This is a genomic window from Peribacillus sp. NPDC096448 (genome assembly GCF_044762675.1).
GTDB lineage: Bacteria > Bacillota > Bacilli > Bacillales > DSM-1321 > Peribacillus > Peribacillus frigoritolerans_B.
Map to the genome: position 1 here is coordinate 181,858 of NZ_JBIWEU010000008.1, position 20,195 is coordinate 202,052.

General features: G+C 41.9%; 13 protein-coding genes. 8 read left to right on the forward strand and 5 right to left on the reverse strand.

Going from position 1 to position 20,195, the window contains the following annotated elements:
- Nucleotides 1-40: 40 nt before the first annotated feature.
- From ACIQ0C_RS15465 to ACIQ0C_RS15485, 5 genes are all read left to right on the forward strand, one after another.
- A complete protein-coding gene (locus ACIQ0C_RS15465) occupies nucleotides 41-1,657 on the forward strand; it encodes an ABC transporter substrate-binding protein (protein WP_403061420.1) in 1,617 nt (538 codons plus the stop codon).
- 115 nt (nucleotides 1,658-1,772) lie between these two features.
- Nucleotides 1,773-2,777 (forward strand): ABC transporter permease, encoded by a 1,005-nt coding sequence (locus ACIQ0C_RS15470; protein WP_403061423.1) that lies wholly within the window; start codon nucleotides 1,773-1,775, stop codon nucleotides 2,775-2,777.
- Nucleotides 2,778-2,789: 12 nt separating this feature from the next.
- A complete protein-coding gene (locus tag ACIQ0C_RS15475; RefSeq protein WP_402835768.1) occupies nucleotides 2,790-3,692 on the forward strand; it encodes an ABC transporter permease in 903 nt (300 codons plus the stop codon).
- Nucleotides 3,693-3,890: 198 nt separating this feature from the next.
- Nucleotides 3,891-7,628, forward strand: a complete 3,738-nt coding sequence (locus tag ACIQ0C_RS15480; protein WP_403061426.1) for a S8 family serine peptidase — start codon at nucleotides 3,891-3,893, stop codon at nucleotides 7,626-7,628.
- Between the two features lie 712 nt (nucleotides 7,629-8,340).
- Nucleotides 8,341-8,757: a hypothetical protein gene (locus ACIQ0C_RS15485; protein ID WP_403061429.1), complete on the forward strand. Its 417-nt coding sequence runs from the start codon at nucleotides 8,341-8,343 to the stop codon at nucleotides 8,755-8,757.
- Nucleotides 8,758-8,824: 67 nt separating this feature from the next.
- Here the strand turns inward: ACIQ0C_RS15485 and ACIQ0C_RS15490 are convergent, their stop codons facing one another.
- Nucleotides 8,825-10,270 (reverse strand): aminotransferase-like domain-containing protein, encoded by a 1,446-nt coding sequence (locus ACIQ0C_RS15490; RefSeq protein ID WP_403061432.1) that lies wholly within the window; start codon nucleotides 10,268-10,270, stop codon nucleotides 8,825-8,827.
- 124 nt (nucleotides 10,271-10,394) lie between these two features.
- Between ACIQ0C_RS15490 and ACIQ0C_RS15495 the strand changes: the two genes are divergently transcribed.
- Nucleotides 10,395-11,003 carry a LysE/ArgO family amino acid transporter gene (locus ACIQ0C_RS15495; RefSeq protein WP_402835776.1) on the forward strand — a complete coding sequence of 203 codons (609 nt, stop codon included), beginning with the start codon at nucleotides 10,395-10,397 and terminating at the stop codon, nucleotides 11,001-11,003.
- 161 nt (nucleotides 11,004-11,164) lie between these two features.
- On the opposite strand, the gene ACIQ0C_RS15500 is transcribed toward ACIQ0C_RS15495, so the two are convergent.
- The 3 genes from ACIQ0C_RS15500 to ACIQ0C_RS15510 all read right to left on the reverse strand — a co-directional run bounded on the left by ACIQ0C_RS15500 (nucleotide 11,165) and on the right by ACIQ0C_RS15510 (nucleotide 17,161).
- Nucleotides 11,165-14,137 (reverse strand): DEAD/DEAH box helicase, encoded by a 2,973-nt coding sequence (locus tag ACIQ0C_RS15500; RefSeq protein WP_403061435.1) that lies wholly within the window; start codon nucleotides 14,135-14,137, stop codon nucleotides 11,165-11,167.
- On the reverse strand, nucleotides 14,130-15,755 hold the full coding sequence (locus tag ACIQ0C_RS15505; RefSeq protein WP_403061438.1) for a hypothetical protein: 1,626 nt from the start codon (nucleotides 15,753-15,755) through the stop codon (nucleotides 14,130-14,132). Before ACIQ0C_RS15505 ends, ACIQ0C_RS15500 begins: the two co-directional genes overlap by 8 nt.
- Before the next feature lie 512 nt (nucleotides 15,756-16,267).
- Nucleotides 16,268-17,161 carry a tetratricopeptide repeat protein gene (locus ACIQ0C_RS15510; protein WP_403061441.1) on the reverse strand — a complete coding sequence of 298 codons (894 nt, stop codon included), beginning with the start codon at nucleotides 17,159-17,161 and terminating at the stop codon, nucleotides 16,268-16,270.
- 548 nt (nucleotides 17,162-17,709) lie between these two features.
- Between ACIQ0C_RS15510 and ACIQ0C_RS15515 the strand changes: the two genes are divergently transcribed.
- Nucleotides 17,710-18,027, forward strand: coding sequence for a hypothetical protein (locus ACIQ0C_RS15515; protein WP_403061443.1), 318 nt, complete (start codon nucleotides 17,710-17,712; stop codon nucleotides 18,025-18,027).
- A gap of 28 nt (nucleotides 18,028-18,055) precedes the next feature.
- Here ACIQ0C_RS15515 and ACIQ0C_RS15520 read toward each other — a convergent pair whose 3' ends face one another.
- Nucleotides 18,056-18,202, reverse strand: a complete 147-nt coding sequence (locus ACIQ0C_RS15520; protein ID WP_403061446.1) for a hypothetical protein — start codon at nucleotides 18,200-18,202, stop codon at nucleotides 18,056-18,058.
- A gap of 467 nt (nucleotides 18,203-18,669) precedes the next feature.
- Here ACIQ0C_RS15520 and ACIQ0C_RS15525 point away from each other — a divergent pair, with 467 nt between their 5' ends.
- Nucleotides 18,670-20,106: a magnesium transporter CorA family protein gene (locus tag ACIQ0C_RS15525; protein ID WP_403061449.1), complete on the forward strand. Its 1,437-nt coding sequence runs from the start codon at nucleotides 18,670-18,672 to the stop codon at nucleotides 20,104-20,106.
- The last annotated feature ends 89 nt before the right edge of the window (nucleotides 20,107-20,195 follow it).

Here is a 20,195-nt window from a genome sequence, read left to right on the forward strand (position 1 = left end):
CGACGTATACATAAATTCGTAAATAATAAGGGGGAAGAATATGAAGAAGACATTGGCATTATTGCTGACTGGTATCCTGGCTCTTTCGCTAGCGCTTGCGGGATGCTCCTCGTCCACATCAAAAGAGAAAGAAGATGGTAAAGGGGGATCGAGTGAAGCGAAGGGCGGCGTATTGATATACGGTAAAGGCGGAGACGCTGTCGGTCTTGACCCAGCTATCGTGACCGATGGGGAATCATTCATCGTCACACAGCAGATTTTTGAAACGCTTGTGAAATATGGGGAAGATGATACGGAAATCAAACCGGGTCTTGCAGAGTCATGGGAAGTGTCCGATGACGCAAAAACATATACATTCAAATTGAAAACCGGAATCAAGTTCCATGATGGTACGGATTTCAATGCAGATGCGGTAGTAAAAAACTTTCAACGTTGGGCACAAAGTAAGGATGAAGGTAAATTTGCGTACTATGCCTCCATGTTCGGAGGATTTGAAGGAGATGAAAGTCATGTTATCAAAGAAGTAAAAGCGGTTGATGCCAGCACGGTGGAATTCACTTTAAACCGTCCGCAGGCGCCGTTCCTGAAAAACCTTGCCATGCCTACATTTGCAATAGCCAGTCCTGCTGGAATTGAAAAAGAGGGTGACGACTTCACTAAAAATCCATCTGGTACAGGTCCTTTCAAATTCAAATCATGGAAACCTGGCGATACGATTGAAGTGGTGAAAAACGATGACTATTGGCAAGATGGACTGCCGAAACTTGATGGAATCACGTTTAAGGTCATTAAAGATAACTCTGCGCGTCTAAATGCTGCAATCAAGGGGGAAATCGACCTGATGGACGGGTTGAACCCAAGTGATATCAGTAAGGTTACAGGAGATGAAAAACTGCAAATATTCGAACGTGCATCCATGAACGTCGGGTACTTTGCTTTCAATGTTGAGAAAGCTCCATTCGACAAGAAAGAAGTGCGTCAAGCCATCTCGCATTTGATCAACAAAAAGGAAATCATTGATAATTTTTATGAAGGCACGGCAGAGCCTGCCAAGAATCCTATGCCTCCATCCGTTTCTGGCTACAATGACAAAGTCGAAGACTATGATTATGATGTAGAAAAAGCGAAAGAATTGCTGAAAAAAGCTGGACTTGAAGACGGATTTAAAATGGATCTATGGGCAATGCCGGTACCGCGCCCATATATGCCGGATGGTCAGAAAGTGGCTGAAGCCATTCAAGCAAGCCTAAAACAAGTCGGCATCGAAGCGAATATCGTTTCGTACGAATGGGCTGCATATTTAGAGAAATTGCAGGCTGGTGAAGCCCAATCCTTCATGATGGGTTGGACAGGCGATAATGGAGATGCGGATAACTTCCTTTATACATTATTGGATAAAGATAATATCGGCTCCAACAACTATGCCCGTTACGCAAACGATGAAGTCCATAAACTGCTGATCGAAGCCCAGTCCACGGCAGATGAAGCCAAGCGTAATGAGTTGTATGGAAAAGCCCAGGAAATCATTCATGATGAAGCTCCATGGGTTCCGCTTGTACACTCTTTACCGCAGTTAGCCGGATCTAAGACGGTCAAAGGGTTTGTTCCACATCCAACTGGTTCACAATCCCTTGTTAATGTATCTCTAGAAAATTAACCGTACGAACCGGGTAGTATGGAGTCTTGCATGCTTCCCGGTTTTGTTATGGAATGCATTTCAAAATGATCGAGGGCGCTTCGAAGGACCCTTATTTAAAAGGCGGGTGATTGTTTTGTTTTCCTATACCGTACGACGTTTAGGATCTCTCATTCCGGTGTTACTCGGAATGGCGTTTATTGTATTCATGATGATTCGGGCGATTCCTGGAAATCCAGCACAGGTGATTTTAGGGCAGCAAGCAACGAAAGAGGCAGTCGCTGCAATGACAAAGGAACTTGGCCTGGATAAACCTTGGTTCATTCAATTTTGGGATTACTTATCGGGCCTGTTAAAGGGGGACCTTGGTGTTTCGTTAAAAACGAATAGTCCGGTTTCTGAAGAAATTGGGCCATACTTAATGGCCACGATAGAACTGGCCTTGATTGCGATGATCATCGCCGTGGTCATAGGTGTGAATGCAGGGATAATATCAGCTTGGTTTCAAAACTCATGGTTTGATTATGTCGCCATGGTGATTGCGTTGATTGGTTTGTCCATGCCTATTTTCTGGCTGGGATTAATGGAGCAATACATCATTTCAATTCAATGGGATTTACTTCCGACGACAGGGCGGGACAATATCAGGGATCCCGTTGAGGCCATAACCGGCCTGTATTTGATAGATACACTCATGGCTGGCAGGGTTGATCAGTTTTTCGAGGTGATCAAGCATCTCATTTTGCCGGGGATGGCGCTTGCTACCATTCCGATGGCGATTATTGCAAGGATGACACGTTCGTCCATGCTGGAAGTTATGAGATCGGATTTCATTCGTACGGCTCGTGCTAAAGGAATGAAAATGTTTTGGGTTGTTTACAAGCATTCATTTAAGAATGCCTTGATTCCAGTGGTGACGGTTATCGGTCTGCAGACAGGATTACTTTTAGGCGGCGCCATATTGACGGAAAACATTTTTGGATGGCCAGGTATCGGTACATATATTTATGATGCAATCCTATCTCGGGATTATCCGGTGATACAGTCCGGAATTCTCGTCATCGCCTTTTTGTTTGTCATGATCAATCTAGTTGTGGACTTGTTGTACGCAGCGATCGATCCTAGGATTAAGTATAAATAGGGAGGGAAACTCATGCCTGAAATAGCAACGAATACTTCGCCAATCCTTCCTCCAAAAGAGGCAGAGGAAAAAGTCATCTCTCCCTGGAAGGAAGGCTGGAAAAGCTTTAGGAAAAACAAGGTGGCCATTGTGGGTCTGGGGATTGTTTCATTTTTCATCTTAATCGCCATCTTCGCGCCCGTTATAGCACCTTATTCATTTGAGGGGCAAAAGCTAAGTGATAAACACTTGGCCCCGTCTGCGGAGCATTGGTTCGGAACGGATGAATTTGGCCGGGATATTTTGAGCAGGGTCATTTATGGTTCGCGCATTTCAATAGGGGTCGGCTTCTTATCTGTTGCCGGATCTGTCGTTGTTGGGTCTTTTTTGGGGATCATTGCCGGTTATTATGGCAGGTGGATAGATACGATCATATCGAGGATCTTTGATATTATTCTGGCCTTTCCAAGTATCTTGCTTGCCATTGCTGTCGTTGCCGTTTTGGGGCCCTCCCTTCGCAACGCACTTATTGCCATAGCCATCGTCAATGTCCCGATATTCGGCCGGCTTTTACGTTCACGGGTCTTAACGGTGAAAGAAGAGGAATATGTAACGGCTGCAAAGGCAATTGGAATGGGGGATGGCCGCATTCTCCTTCACCACGTCCTTCCGAATAGCCTTGCACCGATTATCGTTCAAGGTACCTTGGCGATTGCAACTGCCATCATTGAGTGTGCAGCACTCGGCTTTCTCGGTCTCGGTGCACAGCCGCCAGCACCAGAGTGGGGAAAAATGCTCGCCGATTCCAGGGCGTTCATCATTCAAGCCCCATGGACGGTTCTCTTCCCTGGGCTTGCGATCATGCTTACCGTACTTGGCTTTAACCTAATGGGGGATGGGCTGCGCGATGCCTTGGATCCAAGAATGAAAAACTAGAAGTAAAGGGGTGATGTTAATTTAACATCACCATCTTTTTGTCGTAAATCTATTAAAATATGAAAAATAATAAAAAGATACTAGTTCCAAATAGGAAAATAGTGACTATTACCTCTTAAAATCACCCCAAAAGTTGTGATACTTTTATACTCAGTAAGAATATTCCAAAAATTGCTTATTTTCGAGGAGGAAAGTTCATTGATTAAACGTAGCTTGTCCATTCTAGCAATCTTTCTATTAGTATTTACTGCAAGCGTTTCCGCAGCCAAGCTCCCAGATCCCCCGACGGGCTCGGGCGGTGCAGGTAAGAAGAATCAGGAAAGTATTGTAAAGCTGAAGAAAAATGACTTGGGGAAGAAATACAAAAGCAATGAGAAGGTCAGGGTCATCGTAGAGATGAAGGAAGCCCCGGCAATTGAAACGGCTTCGAAAGAAGGGAAACTTTTTAAACAGTTATCAAAAAATAAGAAACAACAATTAAAGTCCGAAAAGCTAGCTACTCAGAAGAAATTGAAAAAAAAGGTGAAAGAGAAAAAAATAGCTTTCAAGGAACTTGAAAGTTTTACGACAGTCGTCAATGGATTCAGCGGTGAACTTCAGTATGGTGAAATCAAAAAGGTGGAAGCCATGCCTGAAGTTGCTGAAGTACATATAGCGAATGAATATGAACGTCCTGCAGAAAAACCCGAGATGTTATATAGCAAAGAACTTGTCCAAGCCCAGGAAGCATGGCGGGAATATGGATATAAAGGGGAAGGGATGGTCGTCGGGATTATTGATACTGGAATCGACCCATCTCACCGTGATATGGTCCTTAGCGACGAGAATAAGGCCGAACTGACTGAAAGTGAAATTAGCGGGATGAAGGAATCTAGCCATCTGTTAGGCAATTATTATACGGCGAAGGTTCCTTACGGATACAATTACATGGATGAAAATGAAGAAATCCTTGACCTTGGTGAAGCGGCTTCCATGCATGGAATGCATGTAGCAGGTACCGCTGGAGCCAATGGAGATGAAGAGAATGGCGGCATTAAAGGGGTTGCTCCTGAAGCCCAGCTTCTTGCCTTAAAGGTCTTCGGGAATGATCCCGACATGCAGACAACATGGGGTGATATATATATTAAGGCGATTGACGATGCCATCATTCTTGGGGCCGATGTACTGAATATGAGTCTTGGCTCCACTGCAGGCTTTGTATCGGCAGAAGATCCGGAGCAGCAGGCGGTATCCAGAGCTGTTGATAATGGGATCCTCATGTCGATTTCAGCAGGAAACTCGGCACACTTTGGAAATGGATTTGCAAACCCATCAGCCTCGAACCCGGATATTGGCGTTTCAGGTTCACCTGGACTTGCTTACGATTCTGTACAAGTGGCATCGGTAGAGAATAACTATATGGATTTGGATGCAGCGACTTATGAAATAAACGGTCAAGCAGGAAAAGCCCCGTTCATGTCGGCTTCAAGCGTACATCCCAATGCTTTGAAGGATAAAACGCATGACTTGGTTGCTGCCGGTCTTGGGACGCCAGAGGAGCTTTCCAAAGTGGATGTTAAAGGCAAGTTCGCCCTCATCGAGCGCGGCACGCTTTCTTTTATAGAAAAGGCGCAAAATGCCCAGGCAGCAGGAGCGACAGGTGTCATTATTTACAATAATGCTGACGGATATATTTCCATGGCTACAGATCCAAGCATCACCATTCCTCAGCTATTCATGTTGAAATCGGATGGTGCAAAGCTGAAAGCGGCCTTAACAGATGGCGAAAAGGTGATGATTACCTTTAATGGCGATAAAACAAAAGCTGTAAATCCGGAAGCAGGGAAAATGAGCTCATTCAGTTCATGGGGAGTGGCACCGAACTTGGATTTCAAACCAGAAATCACCGCTCCGGGTGGACAAATTTATTCGACGCTGAACAACGATGAATATGGAATGATGAGCGGTACTTCTATGGCGGCACCACATGTTTCCGGCGGCTCGGCACTTGTTCTTGAAAGAGTGGATAAAGATTTTAAATTAGAAGGATCAGCCCGGGCTGAATTAGCCAAGAACCTGATAATGAATACTTCAAAACCATTAACGGATCAGGGTGTCGTCAATAAGGCCCTTGACTGGGAAAACCCATACTCGCCCCGCAGGCAGGGAGCCGGGGTCATGCAGCTGCAATCCGCATTGTCCACACCTGCAGTCGTAACCGAGGCATTCACGAAAGAAGCGAAGGTTGCCATGAAGGAGATCGGCAATAAGTTCGCCTTTACTTTAAAGGTTGAAAACTTCAGCAATAAAGCAGTCAAGTATGATGTAAAAGGAAATATCCAAACAGACTATGCAATCCAGGGACAACTGGGCTATTCCGCTAACGAGCTGGAAGCACAGGAAATTAAGAACGCTTCGATTAAAATCAATAATAAAAATACAAATATGATTACCGTTCCTGCAAAAAAATCGGTTACATTCGAAGTGAAAGTGGACATATCCGATGCAAAGGTACTTGGCGATGACCTACAGACTCTTGTAGACATTGACAAGGTTTTTCCAAACGGCTATTTTGTTGAAGGGTTCATTTCATTGACGGATCCAGCCGATACGAATCCGGAACTGAATGTACCATATGTAGGATTTAAAGGGGAGTGGGACAAAGCACCGATCTTGGATGGCACTAAATATGACAAAGAGTCTTTCTATGGCATGGCAGGAGGAGTATCGACAGCAGGGGAAGATTTCACTTATCTTGGCTATGACCCTGCGGGGAAAACATTCAATGGCAAAAATATTGCGATTTCTCCAAATGGTGATGGTGCACAGGATGACTTCGTGCCTGTCCTATCATTCTTAAGGAATGCGAAAAAGGTAGAATACAATATATTGAATGGTGAAAACAAAACAGTCCGGAAACTTCGCATAGAGAATAATGTACGCAAGGACTATTATGATGGCGGACTAGGGACAGCATACACCTTGGATCCGGCCCGTAAATGGGACGGTAAAATGAATAATGCACTTGGTAAGGATGGGGTCTATTATTTTGAAATCAAAGCGATGATAGATTACGAGGGTGCAAAATGGCAGACGGTTAAAATGCCTATCAAAATCGATACGGTAAAGCCGACAGTCAAGATTTCGAAAAAAGGCAACGTATTGACCATTCAAGGTAAGGATAATTTGAATGGTTCAGGGCTTGCTTATTACGATGTACAAGTCGATGGAGCATCTATCATGGAGGAGCCGCTCCCGGCGAATGCTAAACAATTCACCCTACCTGATGTAAAAGGGGAAAAGGTTCAGGTTGTGGCTATCGACTATGCAGGTAATGAAAAAACGGCTGAAACCGAATTAGCCAGTGATTCGGCTCCAATCGATAATCATGCACCAGCTGTAAAGATCAAGAGTCCTGAAGCCTTGAGCGTGAACAATAAAAATAAAATCAAAATAACAGGAGAAATTGAAGAAGCGTCGGAAATAAAGGAATTTAAAATCGACAATAAAACGGTACCTGCAACGTATAACAAAACGAATAATAAATATGAATTCTCATATGAAAAAAAATTCGATGATGGTGTCCAAAGCTTCACGGTTAAAGCGACTGATAAATGGGATAACACGGTTTCCTTTAAACGGACGATTATGGTCGATGCAACAAAGCCAGGTTTAAAAGTTAAAGGCGTACCGGAAACTGTGGGGTTCAAAGACAAGAATCCAAAAGTGGACGTGACGGTAGAGGATAATTTCGATGAAATCCGCCTTTACCTGAACGGAAGTGAAATATTCTATCATGAATTCAAGGAACCATACAAAATGCGTTCCTATAAGAAAAAGATAGATGATTTGGAACTGCCGCTTAAAACAGGCAACAACAAGATTGAATTTAAGGTGACCGATCTTGCAGGAAATGAATCGAAGAAATCCTTTAACATCAATAAAGCAAAAAAATAACGAAAGGCAGCCCTCTTATCCAAGAGGGCTGCAGTCTTTTTCTTTGAAAAACGTTCCAGTTGATTTCAGAAATCCGCCCCCTTTCCGTCGAATGTCTGCCAAGCCGATCAAAGTAAGCGTCTGAGGAGTCTCGGCTAGCCAGTTATTCGGCAGGAGTGTCGCAAATTTTTTCAATTTAATGAGGGTTTCATTCCATATTAAAAGGTGAAAATTCATGAAGGATAACCAAGTTTTCTTTTTATAATCATGGTTCGGGGTAATAATTCCGAACCTCCTTTTGTACGAAGAAAAGCGAGTTTGCCTACAGTATTCTTTAAAAAACATTCCAGTTGATTGGAGCGGGTGTTCGAGACTCCTGCGGGAAATGCGTGTCCAAGGGAGAACCTACAGGCGCAAAGAGCGCCGAGGGGCGGAACGCGAGACCTATGTTCCAAATCAACGTTCGAATTGTACAAACCCTCAAAAGAACTGTGGGTGAAATCAATTATTATCGAATTTCTCTACAGTATGAGCCCTTTTTATTCAAGAGGGCTGTTTTTCGTATAAGATTTCCGTATTTTGAATTCTTTCGTGATGATTAAGGATAATCCACTGCGTTTTCACCGTGCTAATATGGAAATCTATTAGTGAGGAAGTATTTTCATTATCCGGCAGGTAAATGGGGTGAGATAAAAGAATTAGGTATAAAGAACCTAATAAAAGGAGGGTATCTATGAATTATAAGAAGAAATCCAGCAATAAAGTAAGTAGTCTTGGAATTACAGTGAAATTCGAAAGGAGAGGAAGTGAAAGGTCATTTCTTACGAAACCGAGTTTCTTTGATGCACTTCAGCACGTCCATTCTCCCTTTGAAAAGGATCCCCGCTCAGATTCACCCTATCAGGATTTTCCTCTATGTCAGGAGGTAACCCTTTCTTTTTTTGAAAGAGGTGCTAAAACATCTATCAATTATGACCCCCACCAAGAAAAAATCATCATTGAGGAAAGTTCAGGGACATATCAGCCGAATAAGGGGGAGGCGCTTACTGCAATCCTCGAACATATCATGATCAATCATGGCGATCACCATTCTTTTTTCATCATCAAGCAAAAAGAGTGGAATGTAAAAATGAAAGCTGCTAATCCGTGATATGGATGGAGCTGCCAAGGCAGCTCCATTGATGTTTCGCCATGAGTGTTTCCTATCCTTCAGGATTTCAAACCAACCGCCGAATGATCTTTGAAAGGGATTGGATGGCATAAGCTAATTGTTCCTCCGAGGCGTATGAATATGAAAGCCGTAAATGTGTATGGTTATTTGGTTCGTATATGTATCCCGGATTAAGAAGTATGTTTTCCTTTATCGCTTGCTTGAAAAGGTTTGGATTCACGATGGGTTTACATAATTTTAACCATATATAAAATCCGCCTTGAGGTATTTGCCATTCAGCCAGTCCCTTAAAATATTGATTGAGAAGAGTTATTGTAAAGTCCCTGCGTTCTATCAACCTATGCCTTAGCCACTCTAAATGCTTTGAATATTGACCATTTGCTAACCATTCAGCCACAAGGTGCTGGGAAAGTGCACTGGAACCGTAATCCATTTGCATTTTAATGTCCGCTAAACGTTCAATCACAGTTATTGGGCCAGCAATCCATCCGATACGCAATCCTGGGCTTAATGTTTTGGACATGCTGCCAATGTGCAATACAAGGCCATCTGCATCAAGGGATTTTAATGGCGGCGGTGGTTCCTTATCAAACCACAAATCACTATATACGTCATCTTCAATAATCGGGATCTGTTCTTTTTTGCATAGTGATAGGAGGTTAAGTCTTTCTTCTTTTGACCATGTAGTATTCGTTGGATTGTTAAACGTTGGGACAGTATAAAACAGTGACGCTTTCTTCCTTCCATTGATACGCTTTATTTGTGTCGGGATACTTTCACGATCTTGTATTGATAAACCTACTAAGTTCATGCCCGCAGATTGAAATGGGTGGACGGAATTTAAATAGGAAGGGGATTCATGTAAAATCATCGATCCCTTTTGAAGTAAACCAACTGAAATCAACTGGAGTGCCTGAAGCCCGCCAGAAACGATCATGAGGGAGCTGGGGCTTGCGTTGATCCCTTTTGTTTCTAAATAAACACTTATACATTGGCGAAGTCTCTTATCACCCTTGGGTTCGGAATAACCTAATGAGTGCGCATCAAAAGAAGTGGATCGCAACGTCTTTTCGATTTGTTTTGTAGGCAATAGAGCAGGAGATAGTTCGCCAGTGCCTAATCTGATGATGGCAGTGTCCGTTTCATACTGATTGATGTCCTGAATCGTTTTTAAATTAGGTTCATGAAGGCCATTTCGGACATAGCTTTTCCAGTCAGGCTGTTTGCTGGAGACGAGCACATTCCATGTATTGTTTGAAACGAATGTGCCGGACCCAACCTTGGTTTCCAATAATCCGTCAGCAATCAACTCATCTATGGCTATGATGATGGTACTTCGGTTTACGCCAAATGAGTCGGCCAATGAGCGTTGTGATGGAAGCTTAGTACCAACTGGCCATTCCCCCCGTGTAATTTGTTGTTTGATCCAATCTACTATTTGTTGGTGAAGTGATTGGCCGGAAGACCGGTTTGGTCTCCATTCGATAAACATACGCAAACCACTCCTTTCATGTTCTATTTTCATTATAAATTGGTTGGTTTGAAGGCCAACCAATTGGATGGTCAATTCCGTTGTTTTATTCATTATACTGAATATGAAGGAAGGGGGTATTCGTATGGGGCCATTTTTTCATGGATTATTATTGGCATTAGGGCTGATACTTCCATTGGGAGTGCAAAATGTATTCATTTTTAATCAAGGAGCAATCCAACCTACAATAAAAAAGGCATTGCCAGCAACGATCACGGCTGCAATTTGTGATACAGTGCTCATTTTGTTAGCTATTTTAGGTGTTTCGTTGATTGTCATGCAATACGACTGGTTGCGCCTTACATTAATCATAATCGGAGTTATATTTTTATTGTATATGGGCTTTCAGATTTGGTTTGCCAAATCAAACTCACAGTCAGGTGCCCAATCCATGCAGATGTCGACCAAAAAGCAAATTGTATTTGCTCTATCCGTATCATTACTGAATCCGCATGCGATCTTGGATACGATAGGTGTAATCGGTTCGAGCTCACTTGTTTATTCAGGAAAAGATAAAATGATTTTCACCATGACGTGCATCATTGTGTCATGGTGCTGGTTCCACGGATTATGTCTTGCGGGACGATTGCTGAAAAAGGTTGATACATCTGGAAAATTCCTTGTCATATTAAATAAAATTTCTGCAATCATCATTTGGATCACAGCTCTCTATATGGTGAAATCGCTTTTTTGAATAAGATAAACGTATTCGAGCCAGACCATGCCAGGTATTCAAGAGTTTAAAAGTTACAGGACGCTTATGTGTAAAAAAAGGGGAATGCATATCATATATGCATTCCCCCTTTTTTTCGTTATAAGTTAACAACCTGCCCTCAATCATATCGTGAAATCGGGTTATTGAAGAGCGACCAGGTCCTTGATTTCCTCTGTGGAAAGTTCGGTGATCCAGTTGTCACTGCTGATGATCTCGTCGTTCAGGGCTTGCTTTTTATCAAGCATCTGGTCGATCTTTTCTTCCAGGGTCCCTGTGCAGATTAGCTTATGGACGTGAACGAAACGTTGTTGCCCAATTCGGTAAGCACGGTCGGTGGCTTGATTCTCAACGGCTGGATTCCACCAGCGATCATAGTGAATCACGTGGTTTGCTTCCGTAAGATTAAGACCCGTTCCGCCTGCTTTCAACGAGAGTATGAATATAGGGAAATCCCCATCTTGGAATCGGGTGATCATTTCATCACGCTGCTTCTTGTTCGCACTCCCGTTCAGGAATGGAACTTCAAAGCCATATCGTTTTTCAAGCAATTCCTTAATCATATTGCCCATCCCGATATATTGTGTGAAAATGAGACAGCTTTCATCCTGTTCGCGGACCGCATCGATAAGCTCGGTCAGCTTCTCGAGTTTGCCTGATCGGTTAGGTGCCTTCATGATGTTTTCCTTTTCCGTCTCTTTTAAGTAAAGAGCGGGATGATTGCAAAGTTGCTTTAGCTTATTCAGCATCTGAAGGATGATGCCTTTTCTTTCGAAGGCAGACAGTTGTTCGATATCAGTGAATGTATCTTTAATCAGTTGTTCATACAGCGATGCTTGCTCGGTGGTAAGCGGTACGAATTCCTTTTGTTCTTGCTTATCCGGAAGATTAAGGGCGACTTCTTTATCGCGCTTTGTACGGCGAAGCAAAAATGGCTGTATCAAACGCTGCAATTCCTTGATTTTATCCTTCTGTTCATCACGCTCAATGGTCGCCACATATTTTTCCTGAAACTGACCTAGCGTTCCGAGATAACCCTTGTTGATGAAGTCGAAAATCGCCCATAGCTCACTTAAACGGTTTTCCATCGGCGTACCCGATAAGGCGATATGATGTCTGCCATTTAGCTTTCGGACAGCTTTGGATTGCTTCGTTTGGGCATTCTTGATGTTTTGTGCTTCATCAAGAATAACGCTGCTCCAATGGATGGAGGTCAGTTCAGCCACATCTTGGTGGGTCAGTCCATATGATGTTAAAACAATATCATGATCGGCTGCCAGTTTAGTAAATGCTTCACCTTTAGCACGATTCGATCCGTAGTGAAGGTGAACTTTAAGTGAAGGTGCGAATTTTTCCAATTCCTTTTGCCAGTTGCCAAGGACCGATGTCGGGCAGACGATGAGCGCCGATTGTACAGAGACGGATTCGGGGGAAGTGGCAATGACCTCAGCCTCATCACTGCTCTCAACACCGCTATCCTCTTCGACGATGATCGGTTCACTCTTTTGTTCGTCCCTGAGCGCAGCGGGCAGCTCTTTACCGGCTCCTTCTTTGCCTTTCACATGAAGTAGGTAGGCAATCATCTGGATTGTTTTTCCAAGTCCCATATCGTCGGCTAGACAAGCACCAAAACCATGCTCCCTTAAAAAAAGGAGCCAGCTCATGCCCAGTTTTTGATAGGGGCGTAAATCTCCTTGAAGTGCATTAGGGACGGGCAGGATGGATATGTTTTTGGTTTCCCGGAGCCTTCCCACCATTTTACGGAGCTCCTGGTTCAATTCAAATTGAATCCGGAGCATTTCATCGTTTTCAGAATCGTCATCGCCATCTTCATTTACGCCATTCAACAGTTCCTGCTGCAGCAAGTCAGTCAGTTGGATGCCTTTTTCATTGGCTGTTTCCATCAGCTCCTGAATTTGTTTAATGAAAGCTGGGTCAAGCTTGACCCATTGGCCGCGGATGAAGACAAGCCGCCTTTTTTCATTGACGAGCTCCTCGAACTCCGCCTCAGTGAGCTCTTTGCCATTCAATGAGAACCGCCAATCAAAGTCCATTAAAGCTTTTAACCCCACATAAGACGGGCCGCGGTTCGATTGGCTCTTCACTTTCGCCTTGACCTTCAATGAGGATTCCTTCAAGGCAAGCCACCACGATGGAAGGAGAATTTCGACGCCAAGAAACAGGAGCTTTTCGCTTGCATCGGTCAAGAACTCCCATGCGTCCGTTTCCGAAATCTCCCTTTTCAGACGTCCATTCTCCCCAAGCCATGGGACGACGAGTTGCCAGCGTTTCGTAGCACGCACCACATCACTTGCATACTTGTTCCAGCCGCGCGGCAGTTTTTTTCCTGTATATGTTTCAATGATATTTTCATCCCTTTTGGAACGAAGGGTAACATCGAGTATCCAAGGCCCATTGCCCTCAGGAGGCTCAGTTAAACGGAGACCTATAGTGAATGGTTTGGGATCAGGCAGGGTACCGAGCCATTCCTGCCAGCTGTCTTTGTCAAAAAAGGCCTGTAATTCTTCGGGAGAAAGTCGTGTATCCTTTAATGCCCCGACGGCTTCACTCCATTTATGCTGCATAGGTGAATAGTTTTTTAAATACATGTTAGCGGCACCGTTATACCACTTTTCGATAAAAGTACGGTTGGTTTCCAGTTCAGGTTGAGGAAGATCCAAAGATATTTCTTCTTCCCAAAAGGAAGGAACGAATTCCTCTTCCACTTCTTCCGGCAGTTTCCAGCCGATGGAATCCAATTGAAGATTAGTGAAATCCGGTACGGGGATTCCAGCTTCAATGGATTCATGAAGAACGGGCGCTGCTGACAGGCAAAGGGAGGATATCTCGGACCATTCCCATTCTATGAAGGAGTTAAAGCTTTCCCTCGCAAAAAAGTTGAGAAGTCCCCAAGCGTCAAGAATGAATACTTGATTTCCATCCACTATATCCGTAGTCATTTTTGTACCATAAAAGCTTGCGTCATCCCAGTTGAATAACAGCCTCCGTATATAATTCGTGGTTAGGAAGGTATTCTCTTCATTGACGACACCAAGGGCGTAAGTTCCGTTTTCGAGAGCGGCTATTTTGATTTTTAATTTCCCTGGATTAAACATCGATAAGCTTACCCCTTTTTAGTTCTTCTTGGAAAGCGCGAAGCCGTTTGGTCGAATCCGCTACATAAAGTATATAACGTTCGAATACGTCTTCCTTTTTGCTCTTTTTATAGATGGTGCGCATCCTTTTCAAATAACGGACAGCTTGCTTATAAGCAGGCCGGTTTTTCAAAGAAACTTTTTCCTGGACCGCATGATAATAAAGGGGCAGGATTAGTTCCGGTTCTTTTGAGACCACTTCTTTGATGGATTCACTGCTGATTAAGTCAATGCTGATTTCTGAGTAAATATGCATCTCCACCCATTTTTTATATTGTCCTTGTTCAAAAAGGAAATTTGCATAGTTCCAATAGCTGTGCGGTAGGGTGGCCCTGTAAAATTTCTCAAGCAAATCGGTCCGTTTTAATTTATAACAGCAACTGTTAATTAAAGTCGTAAAGGTCCGGACGAAATCTACCCGTTTATAATAATCGGATAAACCGGCAAGGAACTCCTGGACATTATTATTGATGAATTCAATGAAAGGGATGGTCCGTGCCCGGTTGTCAGATTCAGCAAGGAGATTCAGCCAATAAAAAATGTATGGACAGGCATCTTTCTTCAATTCATGAAGAAGCTCAATCGCTTGTTTATCATGGTTCTCCAAAAGGGATAGGTGAATGGCTGCCAGGGTATAGGACGTCCTCTCAGTCGTGCCCATATACTTCTCGGGAAGTTCTTTATTGATTCGTTCCAGTTCCTCTTTACGCCATGAGGAGTTAGAGAATAAGTAGCTCCATATCTCCCGGTAGAGGTCGATCTTTTCGTATTCGAGGCCTTCTCCTCCATCCAGTAGTTTAGCTACATCTTCCTTGATGCTGAAAACGAAGGGATCAAAAGCGAAGGGCCGCGCTTGCCTGTTGAGCGGCTGTACCGTTTCATGCAGCTCTTCTGCCAGGTCGACGGCAAGTGCATAAAAGACCCTGATCGTTTGCGTCTCACTTTTATGCAGCTGAATCATTCTCAGTGTTTGCTGCATCGTGCAAAATTGCGTAACGAAATGATAAAGTAATTTCCATTCCCTTTCCATTGGAGATTTTGAGCTAAGGCGTTTAAAGTAAGTTTGTATATGATTTTCAATCATATAAGTAGCCTCGCCTATATGGGGCTCGACATGTTCCGCAAAGGCCTCATTCACGAATTGCTTCCATGATGGATAGCTTTTATCTAAGATGATGGATTTCCCCGCCGCCTGTTTAAGTAATTCACTTGCCGGTTTCACTTGCTGCAGTGCTTGGGCGGTTGAGATGTTTTTTGGTGCTTTCCAATCGCCCAGCCATTCGGAAACGCTAGCGTGGTCAGAATATGAAGAAAAGAAAACGGCCATTTGATGCCGGCAAATGAACCTTGAATCACATGTACAGCTTCCATCCTGTGGGGAGAGCAGATTCAGCCTGGCCTTATATCGTGTCTCTTCCTGTATCTCAGCCGCAATCGTATCCACCGCTTCTTCTTTAATATCAACGAGCCCCTGACGGTATAACTGGAGCCCTTGATTCACTACATCCGAATCTTCCGGATCCCCGGCCTCCAAAAATTCCGCCAGCCGCTCCCCAACTAACAACAACTCCCGCTCCATACTCTCCTCCTTCAGGGACTAGCCCTATTTACCAAATTTATATTTTTGTATGATCATGAACCATCGTTCTTTAACTTATATAAATCCCGACTCGGCTTATTCTTGGGCCGTTTATCGAATGCCGGACTATGGCCGTTCTCTTTACGTTCAAATCCATTTAATCGAACAAACGATCACTGCTTCTTGCCGTACATTCATAGAAACCCTGTAAAAGTCAATATCGTCAAAAATCCGCTTGAATATAAGCGGTTCGGATATAAACAGGAATAACGGGCATTCACGTTAACCATGCCTGGAATCCTTTATCCTCATTCCGCTTCACAAAGCTAAGTGATGAGGGGTTGGAACCCTTTTTAAAAGTGCGTTTTTTGAAGCATCTCTTTATTATACTTCATTTTGGCTTGGAATTTAAAATGTAGAATGGAGGTTTTGAAAATGATGAGTGTGGGATTATACATATTCTTGGGTAATGGGAAGAGCCATTCCCGTGGGAATGGCTTTAAAATATAGAATTAGTTTATTTTCATTTCATTCTTCCAACTGTCCAACTTTTTGTTGATGAATGTAACAAAGGCATGATTATTTTGTAAATTGAATAGAAACGCTGACTTTTCCAAGTACTCTTTTGCCTCTTCAAAGTTACCTACGAGTTCCAAATTATACCCTAAATGGTAATGTAAATCCGCTAAAGCATATAATTGATCATGTTCGAGGCACCACTTTATGGCATCTTGGCAGCAGGCAATGGACTCTTCGTATCGGCCCAGGCGTGTTAACACTCTGCCGAAATTATAGGATAGGCGTGTCTTAAGCGTTTTATCCGTCAAAAAGGGCAGGGCTTTCAAGTGATCTAAAGCTTTCCGTAACAAGGCGAATGCATTTTCGTACTGTTCTTCGGCTACATACATTACACCAAGGCTGCTTAAGATTTCAAGCTCCCGTTCCGAATAAATTTTGTCTGTCGTATGGGTAATGGCTATGGCCTGATTAATGAATTCGATGGCTTTATCTAAATCTTTATTTTTTTCATATTCGTATATTCCCTTGTGCCAAAGAATCAATTGATGATTCTTTTTATTCTGAAGAAAGAGGGGATTGTTTTCCTCAGCCTTTACAATTTGCTGCATTTCCTCATAATTTCGGGTTCTTCTGGCTATTTTTAATTGATAAATCACTTCTTCCACGTAATCCAGCCTAGGGGTCATTCCAATATCGAAAAAATAGTTTACATCAACGCCTAAACGTTGGGAAATTAAATAGAGAGTGGATGCATATGGATAGACATCGCCCTTTTCAATCTTACTGATCTGTGCTTGTGTACAAATACCGGTTGCCAACTCTTCCTGGGAAAGCCCGATTTGTTTACGTAGCTCTTTGATCTTTTGTCCAACTGCAAAAAAATCCATTTTGATTCTCCTTAAAATATGCCTAGAGTTATATTTTGTTATGAAAAATCGGTGTAAGCGGTATGTACAGGTCCTGAACGGTTTAAATAGATTCTTTAGTCGAAATATATGGTTTTAAGAAGTGTGGTTAAATATAACTATAGAATTAATTTCTATTTTAACCAATATTTTTTTTAAAGAAAAGGAGGAATGACCTATGAAAAAAAGTACTAAAGCATTAGTCGTATCTTTTCTTATCATCGCTGCTTTCGTTATTGTCCCAAGCGAATTACCAGGCCTTTACGCAGAACTTCCAGGTTTATATAAATAAGTAAATGAAGCTTCCTATTACTGATTCAAGCATCTTCAATTGAAGATGTTTTTTTTATTATTATTTTTAAATGATTATTCTTTTGCGCATATTCCTGTAGTTATAATTATCTATGAATGGGGAGTGTAAGGTCCATTTGGTAGGTGTGGAAGAAACGCGAGGGTAGTTTGGAACGCCTATTCCCTTTTAATGATTTTGTTATAGTGTAAATAACAAAACGGAGAGAGGTGTAAGGTTAATGATTGATATTAATATGAAAGTTCAACCCTCTTTTTACGATGATGAATGTGCCATTGTGTTTTCTTTTTATTTTGATAAGGCAACAAGGAATATTGGTGAAGCTGTGGTGTACACATGCCAAAAATCAGATGAAAAAGAATATAGCCAAGATCATATAGATACAGATGTACAAGAAAAAATCGCTTATATTAAAGAGTTTTCCATTGTAGATGAGTATCAGGCTACCTCAATGAAGAAAATTCAACATTTTTTGAATGTAATCGGTATCAAAAAATGTGTGAAGCACAACCATCAGGGAAATGAAATCGCATTTTAAACGATAAAAACTCATGACATCCCACATGTCATGAGTTTTTATCATTTAAATGAGAGTTTTGAGCATTCATTTTCTTTTTGATGAAATCGCTCATTTGTTTCCTTTCACTTGGTTTAGCGTCGTTATTTGTTCTTTCAAAAAATTTAAAGTGTTGTTTATTTCTATCGGATTTCATGATGTCTCTCCTTTGCATTTTTTTATTTACCCATTTTTTATTAATTAAAACGTGATTTCCTCATAAAGGGATAAAAATATTTAACAAAAAGATCAAGTGATTATTCCTAGAGTTATATTTTCATCTGTCAATCCCTGCATATAAGGATTAAATGGATAATAATAAGTGGTAAAGCCTAAATATAGAGGAATTTCGTGTTTTATCATACTTGAAAAAAATGCTAAAATGGTCCGAATATCGGATTTTCATTAGAAACATCAGTTTCTAGTACCCTAAAGTGAAGAGGGTTGAAGAACTCTTTTCGATGGCCCCCGAGCACTTGCTTGGGGGATCTTTTTGTATTTGGATGATTTGTCCACTTTATTTCTATATTATGTTTCGTTTTGTTTGTATATACATGGGGAAATATAAGAAAGAAGATGAATTAAACCTGTGTTTATCGCAGTTTAATCGGAGGAATATATTTTATGGATATGAAAGTGAAGAATGATCCCACGAAGCGAACTTTCCAGCAGTTCATTTTTCCATTTACGCTCGAAGGAAAAATGATTGAAAAGTTTGTGGAAAAATTGCTTGAGGACAATTTCGTTTTTTTGAACTTGAAAGATATGGAACAACAAAATCAATTTTACGGTGGACATAAAGTTTCACACCGTAAATTGGAAAAGTATTTCATGCCATACATCGAACCGATTTTATTTCCGGGTAATGCAAAACAGAAGGAAGGCTTGCGGCGTTTCACGAAAAAACTGGATATTGATTGTACCTTCGAATCACCCTATCTAAATACCCCATTTATTATTAACTCTATAGATATCTTCATATGTCCATTTCATATTGGCATGATGAATCTTCGTGTTACTTTACCTGAAGGGCTTTCACATAATGATGTGCTCTATTTTGGCGATACATTCCGAATCCTCGAACCGATTGCTGATGATGAAGAAAAAACGAAAGTTGGCTGCCGGGAAAATCAGTATGAACATGTGAAGGATTTCATCTTCAATGAACTGTTGCCGCCAATTGAGGAATATATGGATGAAGAACAAGCGGATCCGACCTATTTTGGCAGTTTGCCCTTTTTCATCGATGAAAGAATGTATGTGATCAGTTATACGGCATTCCCTGAGAATCGTGATATTTCTAAAAATGATTTATTCCGGATCAGTGAGCTGAACGGGTATGACAATGATGGTGAGCCGTATATAGGCGCATTAAACCCTGATTATATAGAAAAGTATTATCAAGAAAGGGTATATGACAGGTGGGGCAAGGAGACTTATTATGTAACTAGCATGTATCATTTCGCGTGTGTCACGAAAGCGACAGGTAAACTGGAACAGGAACTGGCAAGTGAAATGTACGGCCAGCATTTTTATACATTGCTGCTTTTCTTCTATTATAAGATCGTACTGCTTAAATTGTCTCATGAACATTCCCAGATAGATGTGGAAAAAGATCAATCGGATACAGAACAGCTGATTTTCATGATCACTGAGTTTTCTGCAAAGTACTTATTCACTGAAGTGAATAGTATGGCAATCGGTAAAGAGCTTTTCAAAAAAACGGATGAAGCCTTCAGGATTGCCCCTCTCTACAGTGAAGTGAAGGAAACACTTTCCTACCTTTATCAAAATCAGGATAAATTGGCTGGGAAAAGAAGTAATTATCTTTTACAAATACTAACGATTTATACGGTGGTCTCCGGGATATTCGGAATGAATCTATATATTGAAGATTGGAAAGGGAAATTACCATGGAAAGCGTATATGGATTATACCTTATACGAATGGGTAGCTGTCATTGTAACGACAAGCGGTCTCATCATTTCGGGCATCCTGGGCTTTATCTTCCTGAAAAAATGGCTGCAAGAGAAAAAAAGCCGAAAAAAAAGAATGCTTTAAAGTCCTGTACACGATGTACGGGACTTTTGTTTTAGAAAAAACATGGTTAATTAGAAAAATAAAGAAATTCGGTATGCGAAATCCCCCAT